The sequence below is a fragment of the Stenotrophomonas sp. SAU14A_NAIMI4_8 genome, from assembly GCF_003086695.1.
Taxonomy (GTDB): Bacteria; Pseudomonadota; Gammaproteobacteria; order Xanthomonadales; family Xanthomonadaceae; genus Stenotrophomonas.
On record NZ_CP025999.1, the window covers coordinates 4,336,686 to 4,363,189 of the forward strand.

The 26,504-nt window shown below is 67.2% G+C and carries 23 protein-coding genes; 8 read left to right on the top strand and 15 right to left on the bottom strand.

The annotated features are described in order from the left end of the window. Window position 1 precedes the first annotated feature (1 nt). The 4 genes from C1930_RS19535 to C1930_RS19550 form a co-directional block, all read right to left on the bottom strand. Window positions 2-1,399 carry a cytochrome ubiquinol oxidase subunit I gene (locus C1930_RS19535; protein WP_108772457.1) on the bottom strand — a complete coding sequence of 466 codons (1,398 nt, stop codon included), beginning with the start codon at window positions 1,397-1,399 and terminating at the stop codon, window positions 2-4. A 482-nt stretch (window positions 1,400-1,881) separates the two neighbouring features. After that, window positions 1,882-2,091 (bottom strand): hypothetical protein, encoded by a 210-nt coding sequence (locus C1930_RS19540; protein WP_108772458.1) that lies wholly within the window; start codon window positions 2,089-2,091, stop codon window positions 1,882-1,884. After that, on the bottom strand, window positions 2,088-2,732 hold the full coding sequence (locus C1930_RS19545) for a sigma-70 family RNA polymerase sigma factor (protein ID WP_108772459.1): 645 nt from the start codon (window positions 2,730-2,732) through the stop codon (window positions 2,088-2,090). The genes C1930_RS19540 and C1930_RS19545 overlap by 4 nt, the downstream gene beginning before the upstream one ends. A gap of 36 nt (window positions 2,733-2,768) precedes the next feature. Next, window positions 2,769-3,098 carry a hypothetical protein gene (locus tag C1930_RS19550; protein WP_108754583.1) on the bottom strand — a complete coding sequence of 110 codons (330 nt, stop codon included), beginning with the start codon at window positions 3,096-3,098 and terminating at the stop codon, window positions 2,769-2,771. 167 nt (window positions 3,099-3,265) lie between these two features. Between C1930_RS19550 and C1930_RS19555 the strand changes: the two genes are divergently transcribed. From C1930_RS19555 to hemF, 4 genes are read left to right on the top strand one after another with little or no spacing between them, the layout of a single operon-like run. Continuing rightward, on the top strand, window positions 3,266-5,632 hold the full coding sequence (locus C1930_RS19555; RefSeq protein WP_108772460.1) for a S9 family peptidase: 2,367 nt from the start codon (window positions 3,266-3,268) through the stop codon (window positions 5,630-5,632). Beyond that, entirely contained in the window at window positions 5,629-6,048 is a 420-nt protein-coding gene (locus C1930_RS19560) for an NUDIX domain-containing protein (protein ID WP_108757527.1), read from the top strand. The genes C1930_RS19555 and C1930_RS19560 overlap by 4 nt, the downstream gene beginning before the upstream one ends. A gap of 34 nt (window positions 6,049-6,082) precedes the next feature. Continuing rightward, window positions 6,083-6,646, top strand: coding sequence for a hypothetical protein (locus tag C1930_RS19565; RefSeq protein ID WP_108757528.1), 564 nt, complete (start codon window positions 6,083-6,085; stop codon window positions 6,644-6,646). A gap of 31 nt (window positions 6,647-6,677) precedes the next feature. Continuing rightward, entirely contained in the window at window positions 6,678-7,574 is an 897-nt protein-coding gene (gene hemF, locus C1930_RS19570) for an oxygen-dependent coproporphyrinogen oxidase (protein WP_108757529.1), read from the top strand. Between the two features lie 401 nt (window positions 7,575-7,975). On the opposite strand, the gene C1930_RS19575 is transcribed toward hemF, so the two are convergent. Continuing rightward, window positions 7,976-8,461 carry a YetF domain-containing protein gene (locus C1930_RS19575; protein WP_108757530.1) on the bottom strand — a complete coding sequence of 162 codons (486 nt, stop codon included), beginning with the start codon at window positions 8,459-8,461 and terminating at the stop codon, window positions 7,976-7,978. A 338-nt stretch (window positions 8,462-8,799) separates the two neighbouring features. Next, complete coding sequence (gene polA, locus C1930_RS19580) at window positions 8,800-11,574, bottom strand: DNA polymerase I (RefSeq protein ID WP_108772461.1); 2,775 nt, start codon at window positions 11,572-11,574, stop codon at window positions 8,800-8,802. 86 nt (window positions 11,575-11,660) lie between these two features. Between polA and C1930_RS19585 the strand changes: the two genes are divergently transcribed. Then, window positions 11,661-11,945: a DUF2782 domain-containing protein gene (locus tag C1930_RS19585; protein ID WP_108757532.1), complete on the top strand. Its 285-nt coding sequence runs from the start codon at window positions 11,661-11,663 to the stop codon at window positions 11,943-11,945. Between the two features lie 453 nt (window positions 11,946-12,398). On the opposite strand, the gene C1930_RS19590 is transcribed toward C1930_RS19585, so the two are convergent. The 4 genes from C1930_RS19590 to C1930_RS19605 all read right to left on the bottom strand — a co-directional run bounded on the left by C1930_RS19590 (window position 12,399) and on the right by C1930_RS19605 (window position 17,328). After that, window positions 12,399-12,845: a universal stress protein gene (locus tag C1930_RS19590; protein WP_108754591.1), complete on the bottom strand. Its 447-nt coding sequence runs from the start codon at window positions 12,843-12,845 to the stop codon at window positions 12,399-12,401. Window positions 12,846-12,976: 131 nt separating this feature from the next. Then, window positions 12,977-13,993: an RNA 3'-terminal phosphate cyclase gene (gene rtcA, locus C1930_RS19595; protein WP_108772462.1), complete on the bottom strand. Its 1,017-nt coding sequence runs from the start codon at window positions 13,991-13,993 to the stop codon at window positions 12,977-12,979. Between the two features lie 57 nt (window positions 13,994-14,050). Then, window positions 14,051-15,277, bottom strand: coding sequence for an RtcB family protein (locus C1930_RS19600; protein ID WP_108757821.1), 1,227 nt, complete (start codon window positions 15,275-15,277; stop codon window positions 14,051-14,053). 503 nt (window positions 15,278-15,780) lie between these two features. Continuing rightward, the gene (locus C1930_RS19605) at window positions 15,781-17,328 is read right to left on the bottom strand and encodes a VWA domain-containing protein (RefSeq protein WP_108772463.1); all 1,548 of its coding nucleotides are present in this window, start codon (window positions 17,326-17,328) and stop codon (window positions 15,781-15,783) included. A 187-nt stretch (window positions 17,329-17,515) separates the two neighbouring features. Here C1930_RS19605 and rtcR point away from each other — a divergent pair, with 187 nt between their 5' ends. Both rtcR and C1930_RS20485 read left to right on the top strand, forming a co-directional pair. Next, window positions 17,516-19,111: an RNA repair transcriptional activator RtcR gene (gene rtcR / locus C1930_RS19610; RefSeq protein WP_108757822.1), complete on the top strand. Its 1,596-nt coding sequence runs from the start codon at window positions 17,516-17,518 to the stop codon at window positions 19,109-19,111. 73 nt (window positions 19,112-19,184) lie between these two features. Continuing rightward, a complete protein-coding gene (locus C1930_RS20485) occupies window positions 19,185-19,331 on the top strand; it encodes a hypothetical protein (protein ID WP_199912386.1) in 147 nt (48 codons plus the stop codon). Between the two features lie 80 nt (window positions 19,332-19,411). Here C1930_RS20485 and C1930_RS19615 read toward each other — a convergent pair whose 3' ends face one another. Next, window positions 19,412-19,966, bottom strand: coding sequence for a hypothetical protein (locus tag C1930_RS19615; RefSeq protein ID WP_108757535.1), 555 nt, complete (start codon window positions 19,964-19,966; stop codon window positions 19,412-19,414). Between the two features lie 130 nt (window positions 19,967-20,096). Between C1930_RS19615 and C1930_RS19620 the strand changes: the two genes are divergently transcribed. Beyond that, window positions 20,097-20,699 carry a hypothetical protein gene (locus C1930_RS19620; RefSeq protein WP_108772464.1) on the top strand — a complete coding sequence of 201 codons (603 nt, stop codon included), beginning with the start codon at window positions 20,097-20,099 and terminating at the stop codon, window positions 20,697-20,699. Window positions 20,700-20,808: 109 nt separating this feature from the next. Here the strand turns inward: C1930_RS19620 and C1930_RS19625 are convergent, their stop codons facing one another. The 4 genes from C1930_RS19625 to cls form a co-directional block, all read right to left on the bottom strand. Then, entirely contained in the window at window positions 20,809-21,135 is a 327-nt protein-coding gene (locus tag C1930_RS19625) for a low molecular weight protein tyrosine phosphatase family protein (protein WP_108757537.1), read from the bottom strand. A gap of 158 nt (window positions 21,136-21,293) precedes the next feature. Beyond that, window positions 21,294-23,486: a DNA helicase II gene (uvrD, locus tag C1930_RS19630; RefSeq protein WP_108772465.1), complete on the bottom strand. Its 2,193-nt coding sequence runs from the start codon at window positions 23,484-23,486 to the stop codon at window positions 21,294-21,296. A gap of 9 nt (window positions 23,487-23,495) precedes the next feature. After that, window positions 23,496-24,917 carry an FAD/NAD(P)-binding protein gene (locus C1930_RS19635; protein WP_108772466.1) on the bottom strand — a complete coding sequence of 474 codons (1,422 nt, stop codon included), beginning with the start codon at window positions 24,915-24,917 and terminating at the stop codon, window positions 23,496-23,498. A 30-nt stretch (window positions 24,918-24,947) separates the two neighbouring features. Next, complete coding sequence (cls, locus tag C1930_RS19640) at window positions 24,948-26,366, bottom strand: cardiolipin synthase (protein ID WP_108757539.1); 1,419 nt, start codon at window positions 26,364-26,366, stop codon at window positions 24,948-24,950. Window positions 26,367-26,504 lie beyond the last annotated feature (138 nt).

Genomic DNA, 26,504 nt, shown 5'->3' on the forward strand with positions numbered 1-26,504 from the left:
CTCAGCGCTCCTCCAGCGGTTCATCGGCCGCCGACAGCGGGCGCGCCGGGGTGTGGCTGCCATGGTCCAGCGACGGCCCGTGGTCATGGGGCTGTGGGCCATGGCGCAGGATCTTCACCAGGTACCAGATGCCCCAGCCGAACACGAAGGCATAGCCGACCACGTAGACCGCCAGCGACAACGCGGTCATCCACGCGCTCTGCGGTCCCACGGCATCGGCGGTGCGCAGCACGCCGTACACCACCCAGGGCTGGCGGCCCATCTCGGTCACGAACCAACCGGACACCAGGGCGATGAAGCCGCTGGGCAGCATCCAGTTCCAGCCGCGCAGCAGCCACGGCGAATCCAGCAGCTTCTTCCGCCACAGCTGCACGGCCGACACCCAGGCCAGCAGCAGCATCAGCGTGCCCAGACCGACCATGATGCGGAAGGCAAAGAACACCGGCGTCACCGGCGGCCGCTCGCTGGCCGGCACGGAAGTCAGCGGATCGAAGGTGCCGTCCAGCGAATGGGTCAGGATCACGCTGCCCAGCTTGGGGATGGCCACTTCGAAATCGTTGCGCTGTTCCTTCTCGTTGGGCAGGGCGAACACCACCAGCGGCACGCCCTCGCCTTCCTTGCTTTCGTGCCAGTGCGCTTCCACCGCCGCGATCTTCATCGGCTGGTGCTTCAGCGTGTTCAGGCCATGCATGTCGCCGACGAAGATCTGCACCGGCACAGTCAGCGCGGCGAAGGCCACGGCGGCGATCAGCATGCGTCGCCCAGCTTCGACGTGCGTGCCCTTGCGCAGGTACCACGCGCCCACGCCACCGATCACGAAACAGGTGGTGATGAACGAGCCCAGCGCCATGTGCGCCAAGCGGTACGGGAAGGACGGGTTGAACACCACCTGCCACCAGTCCACCGGGTGCACGATGCCGTTGATCAGTTCGTAGCCGGCCGGCGTATGCAGCCAGCTGTTGGACGACAGGATCCAGAACGTGGAGAACAGCGTGCCCAGCGCCACCATGCACGTGGACAGGAAGTGCAGGCGCGGCGAGACCCGGCCCCAGCCGAACATCATCACGCCCAGGAAGCTGGCTTCCAGGAAGAACGCGGTCAGCACTTCGTAGGTCAGCAGCGGGCCGATCACGGTGCCGGCCACTTCGCTCAATCGCGGCCAGTTGGTGCCGAACTGGAAGGCCATGACGATGCCGCTGACCACGCCCATGCCGAAGGACACGGCGAAGATCTTCTGCCAGAAGAAGTAGAGATCGCGCCAGACGGGCAACTTCGTGCGCAGCCAGCGCCATTCAACGAAGGCCAGCCAGCTGGCGGTGCCGATGGTGAAGGCGGGGAACAGCACATGGAAACTGATGACGAATCCGAACTGGATCCGCGACAACAACAACGCGTCCAAGGGACGCCTCCTGCCGGGTACGGGTGGGATACCGGACCACTTTAGGAAGATATCGCCGCACTGGGATGCGACGCGGTGTCGCGCTGCTTCACTGTGTCGCAGGGGGCAGACGCCGCCGGCGCCCTGCTCTGGTAGGTGCCAACCTTGGTTGGCACACCCCAAATCGCCGACCAAGGTCGGCCGCTACCAGTAAGTGGGCGTCAACCGACCCGCCCTAGTAGGTGCCAACCTTGGTTGGCACACCCCAAATCGCCGACCAAGGTCGGCCGCTACCAGTAAGTGGGCGTCAACCGACCCGCCCTAGTAGGTGCCAACCTTGGTTGGCACATCGCACATCGCCGACCAAGGTCGGCCGCTACCACTACGTGGGTGCCAACCGACCCGCTCTGGTAGGTGCCAACCTTGGTTGGCACATCGCACATCGCCGACCAAGGTCGGCCGCTACCAGTGCGGGTAGCGCCGGGCCATGCCCGGCGGGGGCTTCACCGCCAGAAATACCAAACGCCGGCGGCCAGCAGGGCACACACCAGCAGCACCTGCACCACCACGTAGCCCACGCCGCTGTCGCGGGTTTCCGCCTGCAATCGCTGCTGCAGCGCCTCGCTCACATCGGGCACGGAGTCCTCCTGCTCGCGCAGCGCCCGCGACAGCGCGCGCGCATCGGCATCGCGGGGGTCGTTGGCTTCGCTCACAGCAGCTCTCCGGCGGTGGCGCGTCGGGTCAGCTCCTGCTTCAGGGTCTGCCGCGCGCGGTACAGGTGGCTCTTGATGGTACCGCGTGGCAACCCGGTCACCTGCTCGATCTCGGCCAGGTCGAAATCCTCCAGGTAATGCAGGCCCACGATCAGCCTCTGCGGTGCACTCAGCCGCTCAAGTGCCGCGCCCAACTGGCGCCCGGCCTGCAGCGCCTCGCTCAGTTCCGCCGGGCCGGGGCCTTCATCACCCACGCCCAGCTCCTCCGGCACGTCCACCGCCACCATCCACTGCGCCTCCAGCCGCCGCCGGCGCAGGTACTGCAGCGCCGTGGTGTAGGCCACCCGCGAAACCCAGGTGCGCAGCGAAGATTCAAAGCGGAACCGGTGCAGCTGGCGGAACACGGCCAGGAAGGTCTCCTGCAGCAGGTCGGCCACCTGGTCACGGTCGCCGACCATGCGCCCGATCACGTGCGCGCAGGTGCGCTGGTGGGCCTGCACCAACTGCGCGAACGCCGGCTGCGAGCCATCGATGATCGCCCGCACCAGCGCGCGGTCGTCGTCAGCTTCCGGTAGAGGCGCTGCGGGGACGTCGTGGCGACGCCCCCGCAATGCAGCCAGTGCTCCGCCCAGCAGGCTCATGCGCGGGGCGCCCCCTGTGCCCGTGGCATGCCGGCCTCAGCCCTTGCGCAGGGCAGGACGGGTGAAGTGCCAGGCCAGCAGCTGGCCCAGCCCGGCACTGCCGGCCAGCGCCGCAGCCGCGCCAAAGGTCAGCTCGCGCGCGCCCATCGCCTCCAGCAGGCCCATGGCCACGGCCAGGCTGACCAGGCTGATGCCCCAGCGCAGCGCGCCCTGGCGGCGGCGCTCTTCTTCCAGCACCGCCAGCGAACGGATCACCTCCTCCGGCACGTGCGGGGCGACCAGCTTGCTGCGGGCGCGGGCATCGGCCAGGGCATGGATCGCATAGGCGATGCAGATGAAGAGGGTGATCGGAATGAGTTCCTGCATGGTCGGGCTCCTGTCCGGTGGATGATGCGGGTTCAGGAGATTGGATGCGCAGGACCGGCTGCCGGTTGCACGGCTTTGCCGATCCCGCTGCCATGACCTGTGGCCCCCTCCCCCGGCGCGGGCGGCTGCTACCCTTTCCCGGTTTCCTCTTCTGGTGCCGTCCGCCCATGTCCCGAGTGCTGCCCCTGTCCCTTCTGCTGTCGGCCATCCTGGCCGCACCGGCCGCGCATGCCGCGCCCACGCCGATCACCATCGAACAGGCCATGGCCGACCCGGACTGGATCGGTCCGCCGGTGGAAAAGGCCTGGTGGTCGTGGAACAGCCAGCAGGTGGAATACCAGCTCAAGCGCAATGGCAGCCCGGTGCGCGACACCTTCCGCCAGCCGCTGGCCGGTGGCGCCGCCGCGCAGGTGGCCGATGACCAGCGCGGCAGCCTGGACGTGGCCGATCCGGTCTACGACCGCACCCGCAGCCGCAGCGCCTTCGTGCGCAATGGCGATGTGTTCGTGCGCGACCTGCGCAGTGGCGCGCTGACCCAGCTGACCCGCAGCAACGAGCGTGCGACCGGGGTGAACTTCGCCGCCGACAACGGCGTGATCTGGCGCGTGGGCCAGAACTGGTTCCACTGGACCGCCGCCAGCGGCGTGCAGCAGGTGGCCAGCCTGAAGGCCGACAAGGACCCGGCCAGCAAGCCCAAGGATGACCTGCTGCGCGACCAGCAGCTGCGCACCCTGGAAACCCTGCGCCGCGACCGTGACCAGCGCGAAGCGCTGAAGGACCAGGACCAGCGCTGGCGCCAGGCCGACCCGACCCGCGCGGCCGCACCGATCTACCTGGGCGCCGACGTGGAGATCGTCGACAGCCTGCTGTCGCCGGACCTGGGCCACCTGATCGTGGCCACCAAAGCCAAGGATTTCGATGACGGCCGCACCAGCAAGATGCCGCTGTACGTGACCGAATCGGGCTACGAGGAAACCGAAGACACCCGTACCCGCGTCGGCCGCAACGGCTTTGAACCGCACACCCTGTGGTTCGTGGACGTGCGTACCGGCAAGGCGCAGAAGCTGTCGCTGTCGGGCCTGCCGGGCATCGGCACCGACCCGCTGGCCGAGCTGCGCCGCAAGGCCGGCAAGGACGCGCTGAAGGGCGACCGCAGCGTGCAGGTGATGAGCGACTTCATGGGCGGCGGCATGCGCTGGAGCGCCGACGGCCAGCAGGCGGCGGTGATGCTGCGCGCCAACGACAACAAGGACCGCTGGATCGTCAGCGTGGGCAACGATGGCCGCGTGCAGAACCGCCACCGGCTGACCGACAACGCCTGGATCAACTGGGGCTTCAACGATTTCGGCTGGATGGCCGACAGCCGCACGCTGTGGCTGCTTTCGGAAGAATCGGGCTACTCGCACCTGTATACCCAGGCCGGCACGGCCAAGCCGCAGGCGCTGACCGGCGGCAAGTGGGAAACCTCCGCGCCGGTGCTGTCGGCCGACGGCAAGGGCTTCTACTTCCTGTGCAACCAGCAGGCCCCGCACGACTACGAAGTCTGCGCGGTCGACACCGGCAGCCGCCAGGTGCGCGAACTGACCAGCCTGAACGGCGTGGAAGACTTCTCGCTGTCGCCGGACGGCCAGCAGCTGCTGGTGCGCTATTCCGGCGCCTACCTGCCGCCGCAGCTGGCGGTGCTGCCGTCCTCGGGTGGCCAGGCCCGCGTGCTGACCGACACCCGCACCGCCGAATACAAGGCGCGTGAGTGGGTGCAGCCGAAGCTGGTGGCGGTGCCGTCCAAGCACGGCGCCGGCGTGGTCTGGGCCAAGTACTACGAACCCGAGCACAAGGAACCGGGCAAGAAGTACCCGATCGTGATGTTCGTGCACGGCGCCGGCTACCTGCAGAACGTGCACCAGCGCTACCCGGCCTATTTCCGCGAGCAGATGTTCCACAACCTGCTGGTGGAAAAGGGCTACATCGTGCTGGACATGGACTACCGCGGCAGCGAGGGCTACGGCCGCGACTGGCGCACGGCCATCTACCGCAACATGGGCCACCCGGAACTGGAAGACTACAAGGACGGCCTGGACTGGCTGGTGGACACCCAGCAGGGCGACCGCGACCACGCCGGCATCTACGGCGGTTCCTACGGCGGCTTCATGACCTTCATGGCGCTGTTCCGTTCGCCGGGCACGTTCAAGGCCGGCGCCGCACTGCGCCCGGTGGTGGACTGGAACAACTACAACCACGCCTACACCAGCAACATCCTGAACACCCCGGACATCGACCCGGAGGCGTACCGCACGTCCTCGCCCATCGAGTACGCGCAGAACCTGCAGGACAACCTGCTGATCGCCCACGGCATGATGGATGACAACGTGTTCTTCCAGGATTCGGTGCACCTGACCCAGCGCCTGATCGAGCTGCACAAGGACAACTGGTCCATCGCGCCGTACCCGCTGGAGCGCCACGGCTACACCCGTGCCGATTCCTGGCTGGACCAGTACAAGCGCATCCTCAAGCTGTTCGAGCAGAACCTGAAGTGAGCAACGCCGCGGCCACGATCCAGATCGTGGCCGCGGTCATCCTGGATGACCGCGGCCGGGCGCTGGTGGTGCGCAAGCACGGCGCCCAGCGCTTCATCCAGCCCGGTGGCAAGCCCGAGCCCGGCGAAGCGGCGCTGACCGCGCTGGCGCGCGAGCTGCACGAGGAACTGGGCGTGCAGCTGCAGCGTGATTCGGCCATCGCCCTGGGCCGCTTCCAGGACTGGGCGGTGAACGAACCCGGCCACCGGGTGCAGGCCGATGCCTGGTGGGTAAAGGTGGCGGGCACGCCCCGCGCGCAGGCGGAGATTGCCGAACTGGCCTGGGTGCCGCTGCAGCCGCCGCACGGCCTGCCCTTGGCACCCTTGAGTGAACACCATATCCTGCCGGCGGTCGCCGCCCTGGCGACGGCCCGCTGACCTGGCGGGCGCCATCGCAGTGCAAGGACACCGGATGTCTCCCTCCATTCCCGATCTTCCCTCGCCGGCCGCGGCCCCCCTCAACACGTGGGTGAAACCGCTGGCACAGGGCTCGTTCTGGCTGTGCGTGCTGATGGTGGTCTACTTCCTGGGCCAGGCCGTGGTGGCGGCCGTGCTGGCGCCCACCGCGCTGTGGCAGGCGCTGGTGAAGCTGGCCTGGGAAAACCAGCTGGATGGCAGCCTGCTGTGGATGCTCGCGCACCCGGTGGCGACGTCCCTGATCGCTGCGCTGCTTTGCCTGGGCTCCACCCTGGCCAGCTGGGGCCTGTGGCGCGAGCGCCGCTGGGGCCTGTGGGCCTTCGTATGGGCGCTGGCCCTGAGCGCACTGGCCAACTTCGTCATCACCTGGTGGCTGGATGTGGTGATGCTGCAGTTCATCGGGCTGGCCGCCAACGATGCCGAGCTGCAGCAGCAGCTGCAGGTGCAGCGCCTGCTGATGACGCTCACGCTGCTGGGCACCTCGGTGCTGTTCGCCGGCCTGCAGGGCTGGCTGGGCTGGCGCCTGCTGCGGCCGGACATCCGCGCGCGCTTCCGCTGAACGGAGCGGTCGCTGCGGTAAAGTACGCGGCATGAACGAATTCGAGCGCGTGCGCGCCTACCTGACCGACCTGCAGGACCGCATCTGTGCGGCCATTGAAGCCGCCGATGGCAGCGCGCGCTTCCAGGAAGACCTGTGGCAGCGCGCCGAGGGCGGTGGCGGGCGTACCCGCGTGCTGCGCGACGGCGCCGTGTTCGAGCAGGCCGGCATCGGCTTTTCCGATGTCTGCGGCAGCCGCCTGCCGCCGTCTGCGTCGGCCAACCGCCCGGAGCTGGCGGGCGCATCATGGCGCGCCACAGGCGTCTCGCTGGTGTTCCATCCGCTGAACCCGCACGTGCCCACCACCCACGCCAACGTGCGCTTCTTCCAGGCACAGCGCGACGGTGAAGTGGTGGCCAGCTGGTTCGGCGGCGGCTTCGACCTGACCCCGTTCTATCCGCAGGACGAGGACGTGCAGCACTGGCATCGGGTGGCCCGCGACCTGTGCGCGCCGTTCGGCGAAGAACGCTACGCCGCCCACAAGCGCTGGTGCGACGAGTATTTCTTCCTGCGCCACCGCAACGAAACGCGCGGCGTGGGCGGGCTGTTCTTCGACGACCTGCACGGCGATTTCGAACGCGATTTCGACTACCTGCGCGCGGTGGGCGATGGCTTCCTGCAGGCCTACCTGCCGATCGTGCAGCGGCGCAAGGATGCCGCCTACGGCGAACGCGAGCGCGAGTTCCAGCTGTACCGTCGCGGCCGCTATGTGGAGTTCAACCTGGTCTATGACCGCGGCACCCTGTTCGGGTTGCAGAGCGGCGGCCGCAGCGAAAGCATCCTGATGAGCCTGCCGCCGCGCGTGCGCTGGGAATACGGGTTCAGCCCCGAAGCCGGCAGCGCCGAGGCGCGCCTGGCCGATTACCTGGTGCCGCGCGACTGGGTGTAGCGCAACGCCGCAATGCCCGTAGCGTCGAGCTTGCTCGACTGCCTTTCGCATGGCGCCAACCGCAGTCGAGCAAGCTCGACTCTACCGAAGCGGGGCGGACGCGTTCGACGCCATCAATGCGTGTGGCGCAATGCCCGTAGCGTCGAGCTTGCTCGACTGCTCTTCGCATTGCGCCAACCGCAGTCGAGCAAGCTCGACTCTACCGGAGCGGGGCGGACGCGTTCGACGCCATCAATGCATGTGGCGCAATGCCCGTAGAGTCGAGCTTGCTCGACTGCCTTTCGCATGGCGCCAACGGCAGTCGAGCAAGCTCGACTCTACCGAAGCGGGACGCACGGCCGAGTGCGTTCGATATTGCGAGCGCGGGGCGCACGTCGAATGCGTTCAACATCGCGCGGCTATCACGCGGCCGTCTTCTGCCGTGGAATGATGGTGATATGGCCGTTGTTCTCCAGCAGCGCCAGGGCTACTTCTTCCACGCCCAGGCAGCCCTGCTGGCGCAGCGCGGCTTCTACGTCGGCGCGGGTCACCTGTTCACGACGCAGCACGCTGTCGAACCAGCGCCCATCGCGCCCGATCACCACCGGCTCGCCTTCGATGATCCGCTCCATGCGCCGGCTGCGCGTGGTCAGCCAGCCCACGGCGTAGTTCAGCAGGATCAGCGTGGCCGCCAGCAGCAGGCCACCGCCCAGTGACGTATCACTGCCCAGCAAGGCGTTCTGTACAGCGTTGCCCAGCAGCACGATCAGCAGCACGTCGAACGGGGTGATCTGCCCCAGCGCGCGCTTGCCGCCCAGCCGCACCATGCCCAGCACCACGGTGTAGACCACCACCGCGCGCAGGATGAATTCCCACCACGGCATGGCCAGTGCGAACAGGTCGTGCATTGCCGGTTCCCCAGCGGAGCGATGGCCCAGCCTAGCACCTGGGGTCAGATCCGCAGCTTTCCGGCGGCACAAATAAAAAGCCCCGCTGACCAGGGGGAGGTCAACGGGGCCGGGGAACGGGCGCTTGGGGAGGAGCCCCCGTTCCGAGATCTGCTCCAGGGGATGGGAGAGATCCACAACAGGCGTTGCGCCTGTCGAGAGTTATAGAAGCACTCCGAACACTAACGGTTCGTGAAGGGCGCCCATTTAATCGTGCGCCCCTCCGGAAACATTCATCTTCGAGTCAGAAAATCCCCTGAAATGAATGAATTCACGTCGTTAATGGCCCGAAATGCGACTCAGTGCGCTTCGTCCCAGTTGCTGCCAATGCCGGTATCGACCACCAGTGGCACCCGCAACTGTGCCGCTTGCGACATGTGTTCGACCACGTGCTTACGCAATTCCTCTGTGAAACCGGCCGCGCTTTCGAAGACCAGTTCATCGTGCACCTGCAGGATCATCCGCGCCGGTGCCCCGCTGTCGCGCAGCCACTGGTCCACGGACACCATCGCCCGCTTGATGATGTCCGCCGCCGTGCCCTGCATGGGGGCGTTGATGGCCGCCCGTTCGGCGCCGGCGCGCAGGCCCTGGTTGCGGGCGTTGATGTCGTTCAGGTACAGGCGGCGGCCGAACAGGGTTTCCACATAGCCCTGCTCGCGCGCCTGCTGGCGCATGCGCTCCATGAAGTCGCGCACGCCCGGGTAGCGGCTGAAGTACAGCGCCACGTAGTCCTGCGCCTGGCCGCGGTCGATGCCCAGGTTGCGGGCCAGGCCGAAGGCGCTCATGCCGTACATCAGGCCGAAGTTGATGGCCTTGGCGGCGCGGCGCTCGTTGGGCGTCACCTCGTCCAGGGTGCGGCCGAACACTTCGGCGGCGGTGGCACGGTGCACGTCGGCGCCCTGCTCGAAGGCGCGCACCAGGCCCGGGTCTTCGGACAGGTGGGCCATGATGCGCAGCTCGATCTGCGAATAGTCGGCCGCCAGCAGCTGGCAGCCTTCCGGGGCGACGAAGGCGCGGCGGATGCGGCGGCCATCGTCGGTGCGGATCGGAATGTTCTGCAGGTTCGGGTCCGACGAGGACAGGCGGCCGGTGGCGGCGCCGGACTGGTGGTAGCTGGTGTGCACGCGGCCGGTGTCCGGGTTCACCATCTCCGGCAGCTTGTCGGTGTAGGTGCTGCGCAGCTTGGCCAGGCCACGGTATTCTAGGATCACACGCGGCAGCTCGTGCTGGTCGGCAATGGCCTCCAGTGCTTCCTCGTTCGTGCTGGGCTGGCCCTTGGGGGTCTTCACCACCGCCGGCAGCTTCAGCTCGTCGAACAGCACGGCCTGCAGCTGCTTGGGCGAATCCAGGTTGAAGCTGCGGCCGGCCAGTTCGGTGGCCTTCTGCTGCGCGGCCAGCATGCGCGAGGACAGGTCCTGGCTCTGCCGGCGCAGTTCGGCGGTGTCGATGTGCACGCCGTTGGCTTCGATGGTGGTCAGCACCGGCACCAGCGGCATCTCGATGCTGCGGTACACGCTGTCCAGGCTCGGTTCGGCCAGCAGCTGCGGGCGCAGCGCGTGGTGCAGGCGCAGGGTGATGTCGGCGTCCTCGGCCGCGTAGCGGCTGGCTTCGTCGATACCCACCTGCGAGAACGGAATCTGCTTGGCGCCCTTGCCGGCCACGTCCTCGAACTTGATGGTGTTGTAGCCCAGGTAGCGCAGGGCCAGCGAATCCATGTCGTGGCGGGTGGCCGTGGAATTGAGCACGAAGCTCTCAAGCATGGTGTCGTCGTGGTAGCCCTGCACCTCCACGCCATGGCGGCGCAGCACGTGCAGGTCGTACTTGCCATGCTGGCCCAGCTTCTTCTTCGCCGGGTCCTGCAGCAGCGGGCGCAGCGCGTCCAGCACGTGCTGCAGCGGCAGCTGTGCCGGCGCGCCGGGATAATCGTGGCCGACCGGAATGTAGGCGGCCTTGCCCGGCTCCACCGCCAGACTGATGCCGACCAGGCGCGCACGCATTGCGTCCAGCGCATCGGTTTCGGTATCGAAGCTGATCAGCTCTGCCTGCTGCAGGCGCTGCACCCAGGCCTGCAACTGCTCGTCGGTCACCACGGTTTCGTACTCGCCCGGTGCGGCCAGGGCCGGGTCCAGTTCACCCACAGCCGGCGCTTCGGCGCTGCCGCGGGCGAAACCGGCGGCGGTGCCGCGCAGGCTGGGGGTGGCTTCGCTGGCGGCGGCCGGGGCCGGCAGCGGCGCACCCAGCTCCTTCAGCGCCTGGGTGAAGCCGTAGCGCGCGTAGAGCTCGGTCAGCACCGGCACGTCCTGGTCACGCAGCGCCAGGGTGGTCGGGCTGGCGTCCAGTTCCACGTCGGTACGGATGGTCACCAGATCGCGGTTCAGCGGCAGGCGATCCAGCGCCGCGCGCAGGTTTTCACCGATCTTGCCCTTCATGGTCGGGGCAGCGGCCATCACCCCGTCCAGCGTCTGATATTCGGCCAGCCACTTGGCCGCGGTCTTCGGCCCGCACTTCTCCACACCGGGCACGTTGTCCACGGTGTCGCCCATCAGTGCCAGCAGGTCGATGATCTGGTCGGCACGCACGCCGAACTTGTCCATGACGGCCGCATCGGAATCCATGCGGCTGCCGGTCATGGTGTTCACCAGTTCGATGCCCGGGCGCACCAGCTGGGCGAAATCCTTGTCACCGGTGGAAATGGTCACCTTCAGGTCCTGCGCCACGCCCTGCAGGGCCAGCGTGCCGATCACATCGTCGGCCTCCACGCCGGGAATGCGCAGGATCCTGATGCCCAGCGCTTCGACGATGCGGCACATCGGTTCCACCTGGCTGCGCAGGTCGTCGGGCATGGGCGGGCGGTTGGCCTTGTACTGGTCGTACAGGTCATCGCGGAAGGTCTTGCCCGGCGCATCCACCACGAAGGCGACGTAGGCCGGGCGCTCCTTCAGTGTGGACCGCAGCATGTTGACCACGCCGAACAGCGCGCCGGTGGGTTCACCCTGTGCATTGGACAGGGGCGGCAGCGCGTGGAACGCGCGGTACAGGTAACTGGACCCGTCGATCAGGACTAATCTGCTCATGCGGCGATTCTACGCGCCCACGCCTGCACGGCGGCGACACGGTGATGGGGCATAATCAAGACCCGTTCCAGGCAAAGGCCCTGTCGATGAAGACCCTGATGCTGGCGTCCGTGCTCCTGCTTGCTGGCTGCGCCAGCATGGGCGGTGCCGGCGCTCCCCCGGTGGACGTGAAGGGTGCCGAAGTGTCCAGCCGCACCATGGACAACGGCGACACCATCGAGGAGTACCGCGTGTCCGGCCAGCTGCGCATGGTCAAGGTCACCCCGTCGCGGGGCGCACCGTTCTACATGTATGACCAGAACGGCGATGGCCGCATGGACAACGACAAGGATGGCGTGTCGCCGGTGTATTGGAAGCTCTACAGCTGGTGATGTGGCGAGGGGTCGGATCCCTTTCCGCAGGAAAGGGCTCTGACCCCATCAGGGCCAGCGGCAATGCCCATCCACGCATGGCGTGGATCTACTACCTGGCACCCGGCACGTACACGCGCATCCCGCCCCGGTAGATCCACGCCATGCGTTGATACGGCCATCCCAAACCCCGGTAGATCCACGCCATGCGTGGATACGGCCATCCCAAACCCCGCAGTAGATCCACGCCATGCGTGGATGCGGCCCGCCCGAACCCCGCAGTAGATCCACGCCATGCGTGGATGCGGCCATCCCAAACCCCGGTAGATCCACGCCATGCGTGGATGCGGCCCGCCCGAACCCCGCAGTAGATCCACGCCATGCGTGGATGCGGCCATCCCGAACCCCACAAAAGATGACGCCGGTACGCATCCTGCGCACCGGCGTCGGTCCCCTCCCCGGGAACGCGTGAATTCAGCGGATGACCAGCACCGGCAGCGAGCTGCGCGCCAGCACTTCGGCGGTCTGGCTGCCCAGCAGCACGCGGGTCACCCCGCGGCGGCCGTGCGAGGTCATCACGATCAGATCGCTGTTGCGATCAGCGGCGGTTTCGATGATGCCGTCGGCCGCGTAGCGGTCCAGCACATGCACCGGGTTGGCCTTGATGCCCTGTTCGGCGGCCTTGGCCAGCGCCGGCTGCAGCACCTTCTGGGCCCCTTCCTCGCGGTCGGCCTTGTACTCGGGGCTGTTCATGTAGCCCACGCTCCAGCCCATGGCGTCGTACATGCCGACGGCCCACGGCTCGGACACCGTCACGATATCGACCTCGGCGTTGAGGTCCTTGGCCAGCTCCAGGCCCTTGGCCAGGCCCTTGTCGGCCAGCTCGGAACCGTCGGTGGCGATCAGGATGCGCGTGTACATGGTGGGGCTCCGTGGCGATCTGCCGAATGGGAACACCACCATTACACAGCCGATGTGCACGCCGTGCCTTGAGCAGGATCAATGCGCGGGGTTGACGCCCGCCGGGCATGGCCCGGCGAGCCCCAGGATGCCTACGCCTCGACGGTCACCCGCCAGCCCCCCTCGTGCGGCTGCCAGTCGAATTCCACCGGCAGGAACTTCTCGATCAGCCGGGCGTTGCTGGCCAGGTGATCGCTGATGACGTGGGTGGTGAAGGCGCCGCCGCCGGCCAGGGCCATCGGCAGCAGCAGCTGGTCGGACAGGTATTCACCCACGTAGGCATTGCCCTGCAGGTACTGCTGTACGCGGGCCGACAGGCGTGCGCCCACCTGTTCGGCACTCACCCCGCGCTCGCCGTGGCCATCGAACACTTCCACGTGGCTGCCATGCTGCACGCGCACCAGGGCGACATTGCCCGGGCCCAAGGCCGGGCGGATCGACTGCACGTGACGCGGGTGCGGGTCGACGCCCAGGGTGTCGGCCAGCACCTGCAGCTCGCGCAGGCCGATGCTGCTGGACAGGCCGGACATCAGCACCTGCGCCTGCATCGACTCCAGGGCCGGCCGCTGCTCCAGCAGCGGTGCCTGCAACGCGGCGCACGGCTGCACCTGCACTTCAATCACGCCGCCGCCGGCCGGGTGGAAGCCATGCTGCAGCAGCTGCATCTCGACCTGCACTCCCATGCGCGCCAGTGACGGCAGGTAGCTGTCGGCGATGAAATCGGCGCTGGGCGCCAGCGGGTTGTGGGTGCCACCTTCCAGCCGCAGGCGCGAGGGCTGCTGCGCGCGCCACAACGCCGGCAGCACGGTCTGCAGCACCAGCGTGGCCGAACCGGCACTGCCGGTGGCGAAGTGGTAGTCGCCAGCGCTCACCACGCCGGGCTCGAAGCGCAGCGAGGTGGCACCCAGCGCAGCGCCATGCGTGCAGGCGTTTCCGACCCGCGCGGCCGCATTTACGGCAGTCAGGTGCTGGCGCATCAGCCCCGGCTTGCGCCGGATCGCGCGGATGTTCTGCAGGGTGAAGCCAATGCCGGTGCACAGGCTCAGGGTCAGGGCCGAGCGCAGCAGCTGCCCGCCGCCCTGCCCGCCATCAAGTTCAATCATATCCATGTGTAGGTTCCTCCATCCTGCCGCGCGCGGCGCAGTGTACGCCGCGCGCGGCCCGCTTCATCCCTTCACGCACACCACCTGGCGCAGCGTGTGCACGATCTCGACCAGATCGCGCTGGGCCTCCATCACCGCCTCGATCGGCTTGTAGGCCGCCGGCGATTCATCCACCACCTCCGCATCCTTGCGGCATTCCACGTGCGCGGTCGCCTTGGCGTGCTCGTCCACGGTAATCAGCTTGCGCGCCTGGGTGCGGCTCATCACGCGGCCGGCGCCGTGGCTGCAGCTGTGGAAGCTGTCCTCGTTGCCCAGCCCACGCACGATGAAGCTCTTGGCACCCATGCTGCCCGGAATGATGCCCAGCTCGCCCTTGCGCGCACTGACCGCACCCTTGCGGGTCAGCATCACGTCCTTGCCGAAGTGGGTCTCGCGGTTCACGTAGTTGTGGTGGCAGTTCACCGCCTCGGCCTGGGCCTCGAACGGCTTGCTGATGACCGTGCGCACGGCGGCCACCACGTTGCGCATCATCACCTCGCGGTTCATGCGTGCGAAACGCTGCGCCCACTCCACGGCGAACACGTAGTCGCCGTAGTGCTGGCTGCCCTCGGGCAGGTACGCCAGGTCCTGGTCGGGCAGGTTGATCATCCAGCGGCGCATTTCCTGCTTGGCCAGTTCGATGAAGTAGGTGCCGATGGCATTGCCCACGCCACGCGAGCCGGAGTGCAGCATGAACCACACGCGCTGGTCCTGGTCCAGGCACACTTCCACGAAGTGGTTGCCGGTACCCAGGGTGCCCAGGTGCTTGAGGTTGTTGGTGTTCTTCAGGCGCGGGTGGCGCTCGCAGATCAGCGCGAAGTCGTCCACCAGCTGCTTCCAGCCTTCGATGGCCAGCTCCGGCGGCGTATCCCAGCTGCCCTTGTCACGGCCACCGCGGGTCACGCTGCGGCCGTGCGGCACCGCCCGTTCGATCGCGCTGCGCACGGCCGACAGGTTGTCCGGCAGGTCGCTGGCGTCGAGCGTGGTACGCACGGCCATCATGCCGCAGCCGATATCCACGCCCACCGCGGCGGGAATGATGGCGCCCACGGTCGGCACCACCGAACCCACGGTTGCCCCCTTGCCCAGGTGCACGTCGGGCATCACCGCAATCCACTTGTGGATGAACGGCAGGCGCGCGATGTTCTGCAGCTGTTCGCGTGCCTGGTCTTCCAGCGGCACGCCGCGCGTCCACAGCTTGATGGGTGCAGCGCCGGGCTGCTGGATCACGTCGTGGTTCAAGGTGGTCATGGTGATGTTTCCTTTCATCCAATACAAAAAGCAAAGAAGGTGCGGTGACAAAGGTGGCCGAACGCACCACCTGCCGCGTTGCCGTGGCAGGTGGCCGGGACTTGAACCCGACCCCGAAGGGTTTCCGATGTAGTTCGGCCGGCATTCCCCGCGCAACGAAAGCGAAGGTGCCGGCAGCACGACGAGGGTTGGAGGAACATCCTGCTCTACCACTGAGCTACCGCTGCGTTGCCACAGCGGGCGGGGCTCGAACCCGCGACCCGGAGCTTGGAAGGCTGTAGTTCCTCCGGCATTCGCAGTGCCGGCGTTGAAGCAGGTGCGGTGACAAAAGGAGTGGAACATCTCTTTCCCCACACCCGGCAGGAAAGGCGGGATTTGAACCCGACCCCGAAGGGACAACCAATGTAGTTCCACCAGCATTCACCGCGAAAACTCGAATTCCGGGTCCCTGCCCGGCGGGCCCCATTGCCCGCCGGGCGGTTCCTGGCGACATCCTTGCCGCCTTACAACGTCATGTCCTGGATGCGCTGCACCCAGCCACTGCCATCGGCCGGTGCCTGCGCGTACTGGCCCAGCAGATCGAACACGGCATCGCTGAAGCCGCCGATGTGCAGCACGTCCTCGCGCTGCGCCGTCTGGCTGCTGGCCACCGGCTGCAGGTCGATGCAGACCAGGCGCGCCTGCGGGCAACGCTGCTTCAGCACCTCCCACGCCCGCATCGTGGCCGTCGCACCGCCCTGGCGGGTATCGCGCCAGCTCTCGTTGTCCGACACCAGCACCACCAGGTCGACCTGCGCGCGGCGACGGTTGAGGTCTTCCAGCGGTGCGCTGACCGAGGTGCCGCCGCCGTTGATCGCCAACTGCGCGGCCAGGGTCATCACGCTGTCGCGCGGGTTCAACTGCACCGGCCGCACCTGGGTGTCGAACGGCAGCACCGTGGCCTGCGGCTGACCGCGCAGCACACAAGCCGCGATCAAGGCCGCCACGTCCACACAGCGCACCGACGTACTGGCGCCCTTGCGGTAGCCGGTCAGCGGCCACTGCATGGACCCGGACACGTCCACCGCAACCACTACCCGCCCCGGCAGCACCGGTACCGTTGCCGTGGCGATCTCCATCGCATCCTGCAGTGCATCCAGGATCGGCAACGGCAGGCCCTTGCCGGCGTGGAACGCCATCAGCAACTGGTACGGCAGCACCCGTGAACGACGTACCTGCTGCGGGTCACGCAGCCGCGCGGCAATCAGGTCCACCATCGCCGCATCGTCGAACACGCCGTTGCGGGCGAACGTGTTGAGGTTCATCCGCATCGACTGCCACGACGCGCTGCGCGCAAGCGCCGACCATTGCGCCGCATCCAGCGGCAGCGTGCTGAAGTACTGGAACGGCAGCGCCGGCGGCAGTCCCTGCGGGTCACGCTTGAACGCTTCGTAGGCCTGCACCAGCGCCGGCAGCTGCGCCGCGTCATACGGACGACCGACAACCCACGCATACAGCGCCTTGCGCTCGGCATCGGCCGGCTTCGGGTGGACCATGCGGATCAGATCCGCCAGCGACGGCTGCTGGCCGATGGCTGCACGCACCAGCGTTTCCACCGGGGCCTGCTGGATCCACTCACGCACCAGACGCTTGGGCAGCGAGCCCAGCGAACGGCGCCCGACCTGGCCGCTGCGCATGATCTGCACGAAGGTGCGCAGCTGGCGACCGTTGTCGATCACCCGCGGGAACACCTGGGCGAACACCGCGGCGTCGCGCAGGCTGAGCACCGCCAGCAGCAGCGCCGGCATGTCCTTCATGTGCGCCACCTGGCGTGCGTACACCGCGGTGCGCGCCACGAAGGCCGGCTCGACCTGCGCGGTCAGCGCCAGCACCTGCTGCAGCTGCGCGTCGGCGTTGCTGTAGAAGGTGTTGTTGAGGCAGCCGGTGGCCGCATACAGGGCCAGCGCAGCACGCGGGTCGCGGCGGTAGGCCAGACCACCGGCCTCATTGACGGTGGTGGCCGGCGGCAGCGATGCGGCACGCGGGTTGGAGAAGAGCGTCAGGTTGGCCATCGTGGTGTCCTCGGCGGGAACTGCCCGCGTCGTGTCTTGCCTGGAATAGAGCAACGGCCGTGCCAACTCTTGATCTAATTGATCAAATTGTTGTTTTTACTGATTTTTTATTCGCTTCAGGCAAGAATCGCCGGCGTAGCGCTCGAAGAATGTATATAGTTGCAGCGCGTCTTTTATAGGAATGGATATGTCTCGGCGACAGGTCGTCTTCGGCATGCTCGGCACCCAGCTCGACACGGGCGAAGGCCCCGGCCGCTGGCAGAAATGGCGGCCGACGGTGTCGCTGGGCATGCATGAGGATTTCCTGCCCGACCGCGTCGAGCTGCTGCTGGACGAGCGCCGCTACGCCAAGCTGGCGCGCGTGGTGTGCGAGGACCTGCAGCAGGCCGCGCCGGGCCTGGAGGTGCGTCGGCACGACACCTACCTGGCCGATCCGTGGGAATTCGAAGGGGTCTACGCCACCCTGCACGATTTCCTGGCCGGCTACCCGTTCCAGCCGGAGGAGGAGGACTACTACGTCCACATCACCACCGGCACGCACGTGGCGCAGATCTGCTGGTTCCTGCTCACCGAGAGCCGCCATTTTCCCGGCCGCCTGCTGCAGACCTCGCCGCCGCGCAAGCAGGATGGCGCGGCCGGCAGCTACGCCGTCATCGATCTGGACCTGTCACGCTACGACCACATTGCCCAGCGCTTCGCCCAGCAGCAACTGCAGGACCGCGACCTGCTGAAGAGCGGCATCGCCACCCGCAACGCCGCCTTCAACGCGATGATCGAGCAGATTGAAACGGTGGCCACGCGTTCACGCGCACCTATGCTGCTGATGGGCCCCACCGGTGCCGGCAAGAGCCAGCTGGCCAAGCGCGTGTTCGAACTGAAGAAGCTCAAGCACCAGTTGCCCGGCCGCTTCGTTGAAGTGAACTGCGCCACGCTGCGCGGGGACGGTGCGATGAGCACGCTGTTCGGCCATACCAAGGGCGCCTACACCGGTGCATCGTCGGACCGCGCCGGCCTGCTGCGTTCGGCGCACCAAGGGCTGCTGTTCCTGGATGAAATCGGCGAACTGGGCCTGGACGAACAGGCCATGCTGCTGCGTGCGCTGGAGGAGAAACGCTTCCTGCCGGTGGGCAGCGATCGCGAAGTGGAAAGCGAGTTCCAGCTGATTGCCGGCACCAACCGCGACCTGCAGCAATCGGTGCTGGAAGGCCGCTTCCGCGAAGACCTGCTGGCACGCCTGAACCTGTGGACCTACCACCTGCCGGGCCTGGCCCAGCGCAGCGAGGACATCGAGCCGAACATCGAGTTCGAGCTGGAGCGCTGGTCACAGCAGCAGCACGCGCGGGTGCGCTTCAACGCGGAAGCACGCGCGCGCTACCTGGCCTTCGCCACCAGCGCCGAGGCCGCCTGGCGCGGCAACTTCCGCGACCTGGGCGCATCGATCATGCGCCTGGCCACGCTGGCCACGGGCGGGCGTATCCAGACCGAGGGCGTGGACGAGGAGATTGCCCGCCTGCGCCGGCAGTGGCGCGGCGGCGAAGCGCCCTCACCGCTGCAGGCCCTGCTGGGCGACGCCGCCGACCAGCTGGACCGCTTCGACCGCGTGCAGCTGGAAGAAGTGGTGCGGGTCTGCGCGCGCTCAAAGTCGCTTTCTGCCGCTGGACGCGAGCTGTTCGCGGTGTCGCGCACCCAGCGCGCCAGTACCAATGACGCCGACCGCCTGCGCAAGTACCTGGCGAAGTTCGGCCTGGACTGGGAACAGGTGCGCAGCCCCGGTTCTGCGTAGCGTCGAGCTTGCTCGACAAAGGGCCCCGGTACATGCTGGCCGCGCAGCATCCATCGCTTTCAAGGAGATCGCCATGCACGAACGCAAACCAACACCCGCCGCCGTCCCGCGCACACTTGTATGGGTTGTCATCGGCGTTTTCGCGGTGCTTTACGGCGGCTATCAGGTCGGCAAGGAACTGGCCCTGCGCGACAATGCAAAGCAGGCGGCGGGCCAGTAGCGTCGAGCTTGCTCGACTGTTTTCTGTGATCGGAAGCATCGTGCCAACCAAGGTTGGCACCTACCGGTGAACGTCTACGCTCAGGCAATCTGCACGATGCGCGCGTTCTGGCACAGCGGGTAGCTGGCAACGAACTCGGCAATGGCTGCCTGCATCGCGGTAAACGACTGGCCGTACATGTACAGCGCGGTTTCGGTCGGGCCCTGCCACCAACTGCAGATTTCGCCCAGGCCATCGATGCGCTCGGACAGCTGCTCGAACACATGGTTCGAATCGCACTGCTCGTACACCTCGTCCGGCAGGTTCAGACCGTCCAGGTAGATGCCCAGCCCTTCGGTGACGCCGAAACTGCGATCGGCCTCGCCCGCGCCCTGCACCTTGGAACCCTTCGGTGCACCCAGCTGTTCCAGCAGATCAACCAGTTTGGGCACGCCGGCTGCGTCGTTCAGCGCGATTTCGATATCGCCGTACTCCACTTCCCCCTCGTCGGAGATCGCGGTGCCGCCGCCGGTGATCTCACCGATGCCGGCCGCCTGCAGCAGCGCATCCAGCGGGTCCTCGAACAGCTCGTGGCGGTGCTCGGGCTGCAACTTGGCGTTCAAGGTCACGGTAACGTGCAGCGTGGGTTCGGTCATGGCGGCGTTCCTGGAAGATGTCGCCGCCTATTGTAGAGTCGAGCTTGCTCGACTGCTTCTTCAGCCCCCCGGACCCGTCGGTCACGCGATAATGCGCGGTACAGAAACATCATTCCAACAGGGGGAATACATGAAGTCGATCATTGCAGCCACACTGCTGCTGTTGCTCACTGGCTGCGGCATCCGCACCGAAGTCGTGCGGGTGAACGTGCCTGACATCCGGGTCAATCCGGAACAGGGCACGTCGGTGGTCGTGGCACCGGTCACCGACCATCGCCCCACCGACTTCCTGGCGCTGGTGCCCGCAGCGGACCGGGCCCGGAACGTGGGCGGAGAAGTCCGCCAAGGCAATGGCTTCAACCTGGTTCTGGAGTCGACCACCACGGCCGAGAAGACCCGCGAGATCATCATTCAGGCACTGCGGAACATGGGCTATCGCACCGTCGAGAGCTGCGACGCACGCTGCCTGCACCTGCAGGCGTCGATGAATCAGTTCGCGGTCAGAGCGCCTTTCAATTTCTGGCGCGCCGCAGGCTGGGCGCAACAGATGGTGGCGGATATATCGGTGGAAGTGACAACGGGCGAGGCTGAGCAGAGCCGATCGTTCGTTGCCAAGGGCCATGGCACGAATGTGTTCCAAGTGGTTTCGCCGGAAAACTGGGAGAAAGCGCTGGAGCGTGCAGTCACTGATTTCACCGCGGACTTCAAGCAGAAGATGGCGGCGCAGGAGTAGCCCATCCGTAGCGCCGGGCGGGCTGGACGGCTGCTTCCGGGAAGGGCCAGTCGAGCAAGCTCGACTCTACGGGCGGTTACCGCGCGCGACAGGGTGCCGTGGCGACCTGTCAGCGCAGGAACGGTGGCACCTTGCGCTTCAGCAGTTCCACCAGCACCGGGTCCATGTAGTCGTAGTCGTCGGGAATATCCAGGCAGATCACCCGCTTGCCGTTCAGCCATGCCTTGTAGCGGCTGGACAGGCGGTTGCGGTGCGCCTTTTCCATCACGAACACCAGGTCGGCCCACTGCAGCAGCTCGGGGCTGAGCACTTCCTCGGCGTCGGCCAGCAAGCCCGCCGAGGCGGTTTCGATGCCGGGCCAATCGGCGAACACCTGCTCGGCCGTGGGGCTGCGCAGGCGGTTCTGGCTGCAGAGGAAGAGCACGTTGCGGGTCATGGGATTCTGCCGTTGTAGCGTCGAGCTTGCTCGACTGCTTTTTGTAGAGTCGAGCTTGCTCGACTGAACGCGCAGAGCAGTCGAGCAAGCTCGACTCTACAGGAGTTCGCAGAGGGGGTCAGAGCCCTCCCGCGGCAGGGATCTGACCCCGACGGTGATCAGATCACCGTCAGGTTGGCGTAGGCCATCACCAGCCACTTGCTGCCGGCATCGGCGAATTCGACCTGCACGCGGGCGTGCGCGCCGCTGCCTTCATAGTCGGTCACCATGCCTTCGCCGAACTTGGGATGGGTGACCAGGGCCCCCAGCTTCAGCGGCGGCGCCTCGATCGAGGCGTGGCCCATCACCCGGCTGCTGCCCAGCGAGGCCGGACGTGAGACCTGCACCTTCGGGCGCACCTCGTGCAGCAGTTCGCGCGGAATCTCGCGCAGGAAGCGCGAGGGCAGGCTGTAGTTGTCCTGGCCGTGGATGCGCCGCGATTCGGCGTAGCACAGCACCAGCTTCTGCCGTGCACGGGTAATGCCCACGTAAGCCAGGCGGCGCTCTTCTTCCAGCCGCCCGCTTTCTTCCAGCGAGCGCGCACTCGGGAACAGGCCGTCTTCCATGCCGGCCAGGAACACCAGCGGGAATTCCAGGCCCTTGGCCGAGTGCAGGGTCATCAGCTGCACACCCTCCTCGCCCGCCTGCGCCTGGCCTTCACCGGCCTCCAGCGCGGCGTAGGCCAGGAAGGCGACCAGCTCGTCCATCTCCTCGCCCACTTCCTCGATGTCATCGGCACGGCGCACGAAGCGCGAGGCCACCGACACCAGTTCGTCCAGGTTGTCGGTGCGCGATTCCGAATCCAGCGAATTGCGGCTTTCCTTGCTCCAGTGTTCGCGCAGCTGCGAGCGCGACAGGATGTGGTCCACGCGCTCGGCCAGGGTCATGTGCAGGGTCTGTGCCTGCAGCTCGTTCACCAGCACCAGGAAGCCGGCCAGCGCGTTGCGTGCGCGTGCGGCCAGCGCACTGCCCTGGGTCACCAGCATGGTGGCTTCCCACAGCGACAGGCCCTGCGCACGTGCTTCGCGGCGCACTTCGTCCAGCGTGCGCTCGCCGATGCCACGGGTGGGCGTGTTCACCGCGCGCTCGAAGGCGGCATCGTCATTGCGGTTGGACAGCAGGCGCAGGTAGGCCAACGCGTCCTTGATTTCGGCACGCTCGAAGAAGCGCATGCCGCCGTACACGCGGTACGGCACCTGTTCGCTCAGCAGCGCTTCTTCCAGCGCGCGCGACTGCGCGTTGCTGCGGTAGAGCACGGCCACTTCGGTGTAGCTGCCGCCGTCGCGCACCCACTGGCGGGCACGTTCGACGATGTAACGCGCCTCGTCCATTTCGTTGTACGCGGCGTACAGATCGATCGGCTCGCCATCGCCACTGTCGGTCCACAGTTCCTTGCCGATGCGGTCCGGGTTGTGCGCGATCACCGCGTTGGCGGCGCCCAGGATGTTGGCGGTGGAACGGTAGTTCTGTTCCAGGCGGATGGTCTGCGCGCCGGGGAAATCGCGCAGGAAGCCCTGCACGTTCTCGACCTTGGCGCCACGCCAGCCGTAGATGGCCTGGTCATCGTCACCGACCACGAACACGTGGCCTTCATGGCCGGCCAGCACGCGCACGAAGGCGTACTGGATGGCATTGGTATCCTGGAATTCGTCCACCAGGATTTCGCGGAAGCGGGCGCGGTAGTGCGCCAGCAGGGCCGGGTTGTCGCGCAGCAGTTCGTGAGCGCGCAGCAGCAGTTCGGCGAAGTCGACCAGGCCGGCGCGGTCGCAGCGCGCCTGGTATTCGATGTAGGCCTGGCGCATGGTTTCCAGCCACGCATCGTGCGGCTCGGGCTGGATGTGCTGCGGGCGGCGCCCCTCGTCCTTCTGCTCGTTGATCCACCACGCAATCTGCTTGGGCGGGTGCTTGCTGTCGTCGATTTCCAGCGCCTGCACCACGCGCTTGACCAGCCGCAGCTGGTCGTCCGAATCCATCACCTGGAAGCCTTCGGGCAGCTTGGCGTCCTGCCAGTGCAGGCGCAGCAGGCGGTTGGCCAGGCCGTGGAAGGTGCCGATCCACATGCCGCGGCTGCCGTTGGGCAGCTGCGCGTCGATGCGGTGGCGCATTTCACCGGCCGCCTTGTTGGTGAAGGTGACCGCGAAAATGCTGTGGGTGGGCACGCCGAAGACTTCATGCAGCCAGGCAATGCGGTGGGTAAGCACGCGGGTCTTGCCCGAGCCGGCGCCGGCCAGCACCAGGTGGTGGCCAGGGGGAGCAGAGACGGCGTCGCGCTGGGCCGGGTTCAGGCCATCAAGCAGGTGGGAGACATCCATGCCCCCATTTTACGGCATCGCGGTCGCGTGCCCTGCGACCACCTGCGTGGCCAATGCCTGTGCCTGCTGACGCAGTTCAGGCACGGCCAGGCTTTCCCACAGGCTGCCGATGCGCAGGCTGCCGAGCACGCCCAGCCGCGGTTGCGGCCGGCCCTGAGCGTCGTGCAGGCGATCGCCGGGCACGCTGCTGTCCAGGCCCAGCCCATGCGGTCCCGGCCGTGCCACGCCATCGGCCAGCAGCTGCTGCAGCAACGGGTTGCGCAGGGCGGTGGCACGGGTTTCCACGCCGGTGGCATTGATGATGCCGGCCACCGCCCAGGCCTGGTCAGCACCGTCAGCGCTGCGCCCGCTCAGCAACAGGGCGTCGTCCTGCTGGCGCACCTGCTGCAACCGTGCGCGGTGGATCTGCAGCTGGCCACTGGCCTGCAGCGCCTGCAGCTGCGCATCGATGCCTTCGGCAATGCGATGACGATGCACGTCCCAGTAGCGCACCACATGGCGCAGGAAGCGACGCTGGTCGGCTGCATCCAGGCTGCACCACAGGGCCTGCCCATGCGCGCGGATACGGTCCATCACGCCCTGCCACGGCTGCCCGGCGGCCTGCAGTTCACCGGCGTGCTGGCGCAGTGCGCGCAGTCGCTGGCGCAGGGTAAGCGGCAGCAGGCTGGCGGGATCGAAGCTCGGCAGCGCGCCATGGTCGTGCGCCAGCGGCAGCAGGCCGTGCCGCGAGATGACGTGCAGCGGGCCGCTATGGCCGGCCGCCACCAGGGCCAGCACGGTATCGGCCATGCTCAGGCCCGAGCCGACGATGGCCAGCGCCTGTGCGCCGGCCAGGGTGCGCACGCCATCGTAATCCCAGGCTTCGACCACGGCGTCGGCCGGCAATGCGTCGGCGCCGGGCACCGGCAGCGGGCGCATGCTGTTGCCGGTGGCCAGCACCGCCTGCGCGGCGCGCAGCACCTGTCCATCGCCCAGCTGCAACTGGCAGCCGTGCGCGTCCACCTGCAGGGCCAGCACCGGCTGGGCGATGACCTGCACCTGCGCTGGGCTGGCCGCAGCGGCCTGCTGCAGGCGCTGCTGCAGGTAGCTGGCGAAGTAATGGCGGCAGACATAGCGATCGCCCAGCACATCGCGTGCTTCACCCGGGTAGGCGTTGGCCGCTTCCAGGTAATCGAGGAAATCGCCGGGCTGTTCCGGGAATGCGCTCATCTTTGCCGCCGGCACGTTCAGCAGGTGCTCGGGCCACGGTGTGGAATAGGCAATGCCCTGCGCCGGCTGCGAGGCCGGCTCGAACAAAGCGATACGCAGCGGCTGCCGAGCAAGGCGCAGCACGTGGAGGGCCACCAGTACGCCGGCAGCGCCGCCACCGATGATCGCCAGGTCCGCTTCAGCGGTTCGCGCGGAATCAGTCATGCGTGGATTGTAGGCCATGGCCGGCGTGACCCGCGCCAACACGCCCGTTTACATCAGCGCATCGGCCAGCCGTGCGATGCCTTCGCGGCTGCGCCGCCACGCCGGTCGCTGCCGCCACTGCTCCAGATCGAGCAGCGTCGACTGCCGCAGGTAGTCGTCTTCGATCGCGCACAGCTGCTTCACCAGCGGGCGGTCGTAGCAGATCAGGCCGATCTCGGCATTCAGCGCGAACGAACGGATATCCATGTTGATCGAACCGAGCACCGCGATGTCTTCGTCCACGCTCATGTGCTTGGCGTGCAGGAATTGTGGCTCGTACAGCGCGATCTGCACGCCACAGCGCAGCAGTTCGTCGTAGTACGCCTCCTGCGCCCAGGACGTCAGCCGCTGGTTGTTGCTGGCCGACAGGATCAACTGCACCTGCACGCCCGACAGCGCGGCGATGCGCAGCGCGCTCAGGGTGGCCTCGTCGGGCACGAAGTACGGGGTCACCATCACCAGTCGCCGCCGTGCCAGGTGGATGAGTGCGGCCACGGCATCGCGCGCATTGCTGTACGGGTAGGCCGGGCCGCTGGGCAGCAGCTGGGTGGCGATGTCGTCACTGCACACCGGCACGTTGGCGATCACCTCCAGGCGCTGCCCGGTTTCCATGTACCAGTCGCTGGCGAACACCGCTTCCAGATGCGCCACCGCCGGGCCGCGCACGCGCGCCACCAGTTCACGGTTGGGATGGCCGGGCACGAACTGCGGGCCGGCCAGGTTCTGCGAGCCCACGTAGGCCACTTCGTTGTCGATCACTGCGATCTTGCGGTGGTTGCGCAGGTCCATGCGGCCGCTGCGGCGCCAGCGCAGGCCGCCCGGCAGCATCGCGCGCACTTCCACATCGCGTGCCTGCAGCCGTTTGCGGTAGGCGCGCAGGCCGCGCTTGGCGCCGACGGCATCAAGCAGCACGCGGCACTGCACGCCACGCGCGGCGGCTCGCTGCAGGGCTTCGACGATGGCCTCGCCCACGGCGTCATCGAACATCAGGTAGTAGAGCAGGTGCACGCGGTCTTCGGCCTGGTCGATATCGGCAATCAGGCTGTGCAGCGATTCATCGTAGTCGGTCAGCAGATCGACGGCATTGCCGTGTACCGGCATGAAGTCGCCCTGGCGCTGCACCAGCGGCACGATCTCGGCAGTGGCAGTGTCGGGCTGCGGCACCCAGCGCAGGCGCCGCTGCAGCGCCTGCTCTTCGCGGATGACCAGCGATGCCTCGGCCTGGCGGCGGATGCGTTCGCGTGACAGCCAGGGATGGCCGAACAGCAGGTACAACGGCAGGCCCAGCAGCGGCACGAAGCCGACCAGCAACAGCCAGCTGCGTGCGGCCCCCGGCGTGGTGCGGGTGGGAATCCAGCACAGCGCGACCAGGCGGATGAGCCAGTCGATCAACAGCAGGTAGGAGCCCAGCAGCCACTCGAACAGCATCGCGTCGCCCGTCGGGAGGTGTGCAGCCATTCTGCCCAGCAGGGTGTGTAGAGTCGAGCTTGCTCGACGGCTTGGAAGCCATGTGCCAACCAAGGTTGGCACCTACCGGGGGGGTGCGTGTGCCAACCAAGGTTGGCA

Coding starts and splice junctions, on each gene's coding strand:
- C1930_RS19545 (WP_108772459.1), bottom strand. CDS start 2,732: ATGAGCCTGCTGGGCGGAGCACTGGCTGCATTGCGGGGGCGTCGCCAC.
- C1930_RS19550 (WP_108754583.1), bottom strand. CDS start 3,098: ATGCAGGAACTCATTCCGATCACCCTCTTCATCTGCATCGCCTATGCG.
- C1930_RS19555 (WP_108772460.1), top strand. CDS start 3,266: ATGTCCCGAGTGCTGCCCCTGTCCCTTCTGCTGTCGGCCATCCTGGCC.
- C1930_RS19565 (WP_108757528.1), top strand. CDS start 6,083: ATGTCTCCCTCCATTCCCGATCTTCCCTCGCCGGCCGCGGCCCCCCTC.
- hemF (WP_108757529.1), top strand. CDS start 6,678: ATGAACGAATTCGAGCGCGTGCGCGCCTACCTGACCGACCTGCAGGAC.
- C1930_RS19575 (WP_108757530.1), bottom strand. CDS start 8,461: ATGCACGACCTGTTCGCACTGGCCATGCCGTGGTGGGAATTCATCCTG.
- polA (WP_108772461.1), bottom strand. CDS start 11,574: ATGAGCAGATTAGTCCTGATCGACGGGTCCAGTTACCTGTACCGCGCG.
- C1930_RS19585 (WP_108757532.1), top strand. CDS start 11,661: ATGAAGACCCTGATGCTGGCGTCCGTGCTCCTGCTTGCTGGCTGCGCC.
- C1930_RS19590 (WP_108754591.1), bottom strand. CDS start 12,845: ATGTACACGCGCATCCTGATCGCCACCGACGGTTCCGAGCTGGCCGAC.
- rtcA (WP_108772462.1), bottom strand. CDS start 13,993: ATGGATATGATTGAACTTGATGGCGGGCAGGGCGGCGGGCAGCTGCTG.
- C1930_RS19600 (WP_108757821.1), bottom strand. CDS start 15,277: ATGACCACCTTGAACCACGACGTGATCCAGCAGCCCGGCGCTGCACCC.
- C1930_RS19605 (WP_108772463.1), bottom strand. CDS start 17,328: ATGGCCAACCTGACGCTCTTCTCCAACCCGCGTGCCGCATCGCTGCCG.
- rtcR (WP_108757822.1), top strand. CDS start 17,516: ATGTCTCGGCGACAGGTCGTCTTCGGCATGCTCGGCACCCAGCTCGAC.
- C1930_RS20485 (WP_199912386.1), top strand. CDS start 19,185: ATGCACGAACGCAAACCAACACCCGCCGCCGTCCCGCGCACACTTGTA.
- C1930_RS19615 (WP_108757535.1), bottom strand. CDS start 19,966: ATGACCGAACCCACGCTGCACGTTACCGTGACCTTGAACGCCAAGTTG.
- C1930_RS19620 (WP_108772464.1), top strand. CDS start 20,097: ATGAAGTCGATCATTGCAGCCACACTGCTGCTGTTGCTCACTGGCTGC.
- C1930_RS19625 (WP_108757537.1), bottom strand. CDS start 21,135: ATGACCCGCAACGTGCTCTTCCTCTGCAGCCAGAACCGCCTGCGCAGC.
- uvrD (WP_108772465.1), bottom strand. CDS start 23,486: ATGGATGTCTCCCACCTGCTTGATGGCCTGAACCCGGCCCAGCGCGAC.
- C1930_RS19635 (WP_108772466.1), bottom strand. CDS start 24,917: ATGGCCTACAATCCACGCATGACTGATTCCGCGCGAACCGCTGAAGCG.
- cls (WP_108757539.1), bottom strand. CDS start 26,366: ATGCTGTTCGAGTGGCTGCTGGGCTCCTACCTGCTGTTGATCGACTGG.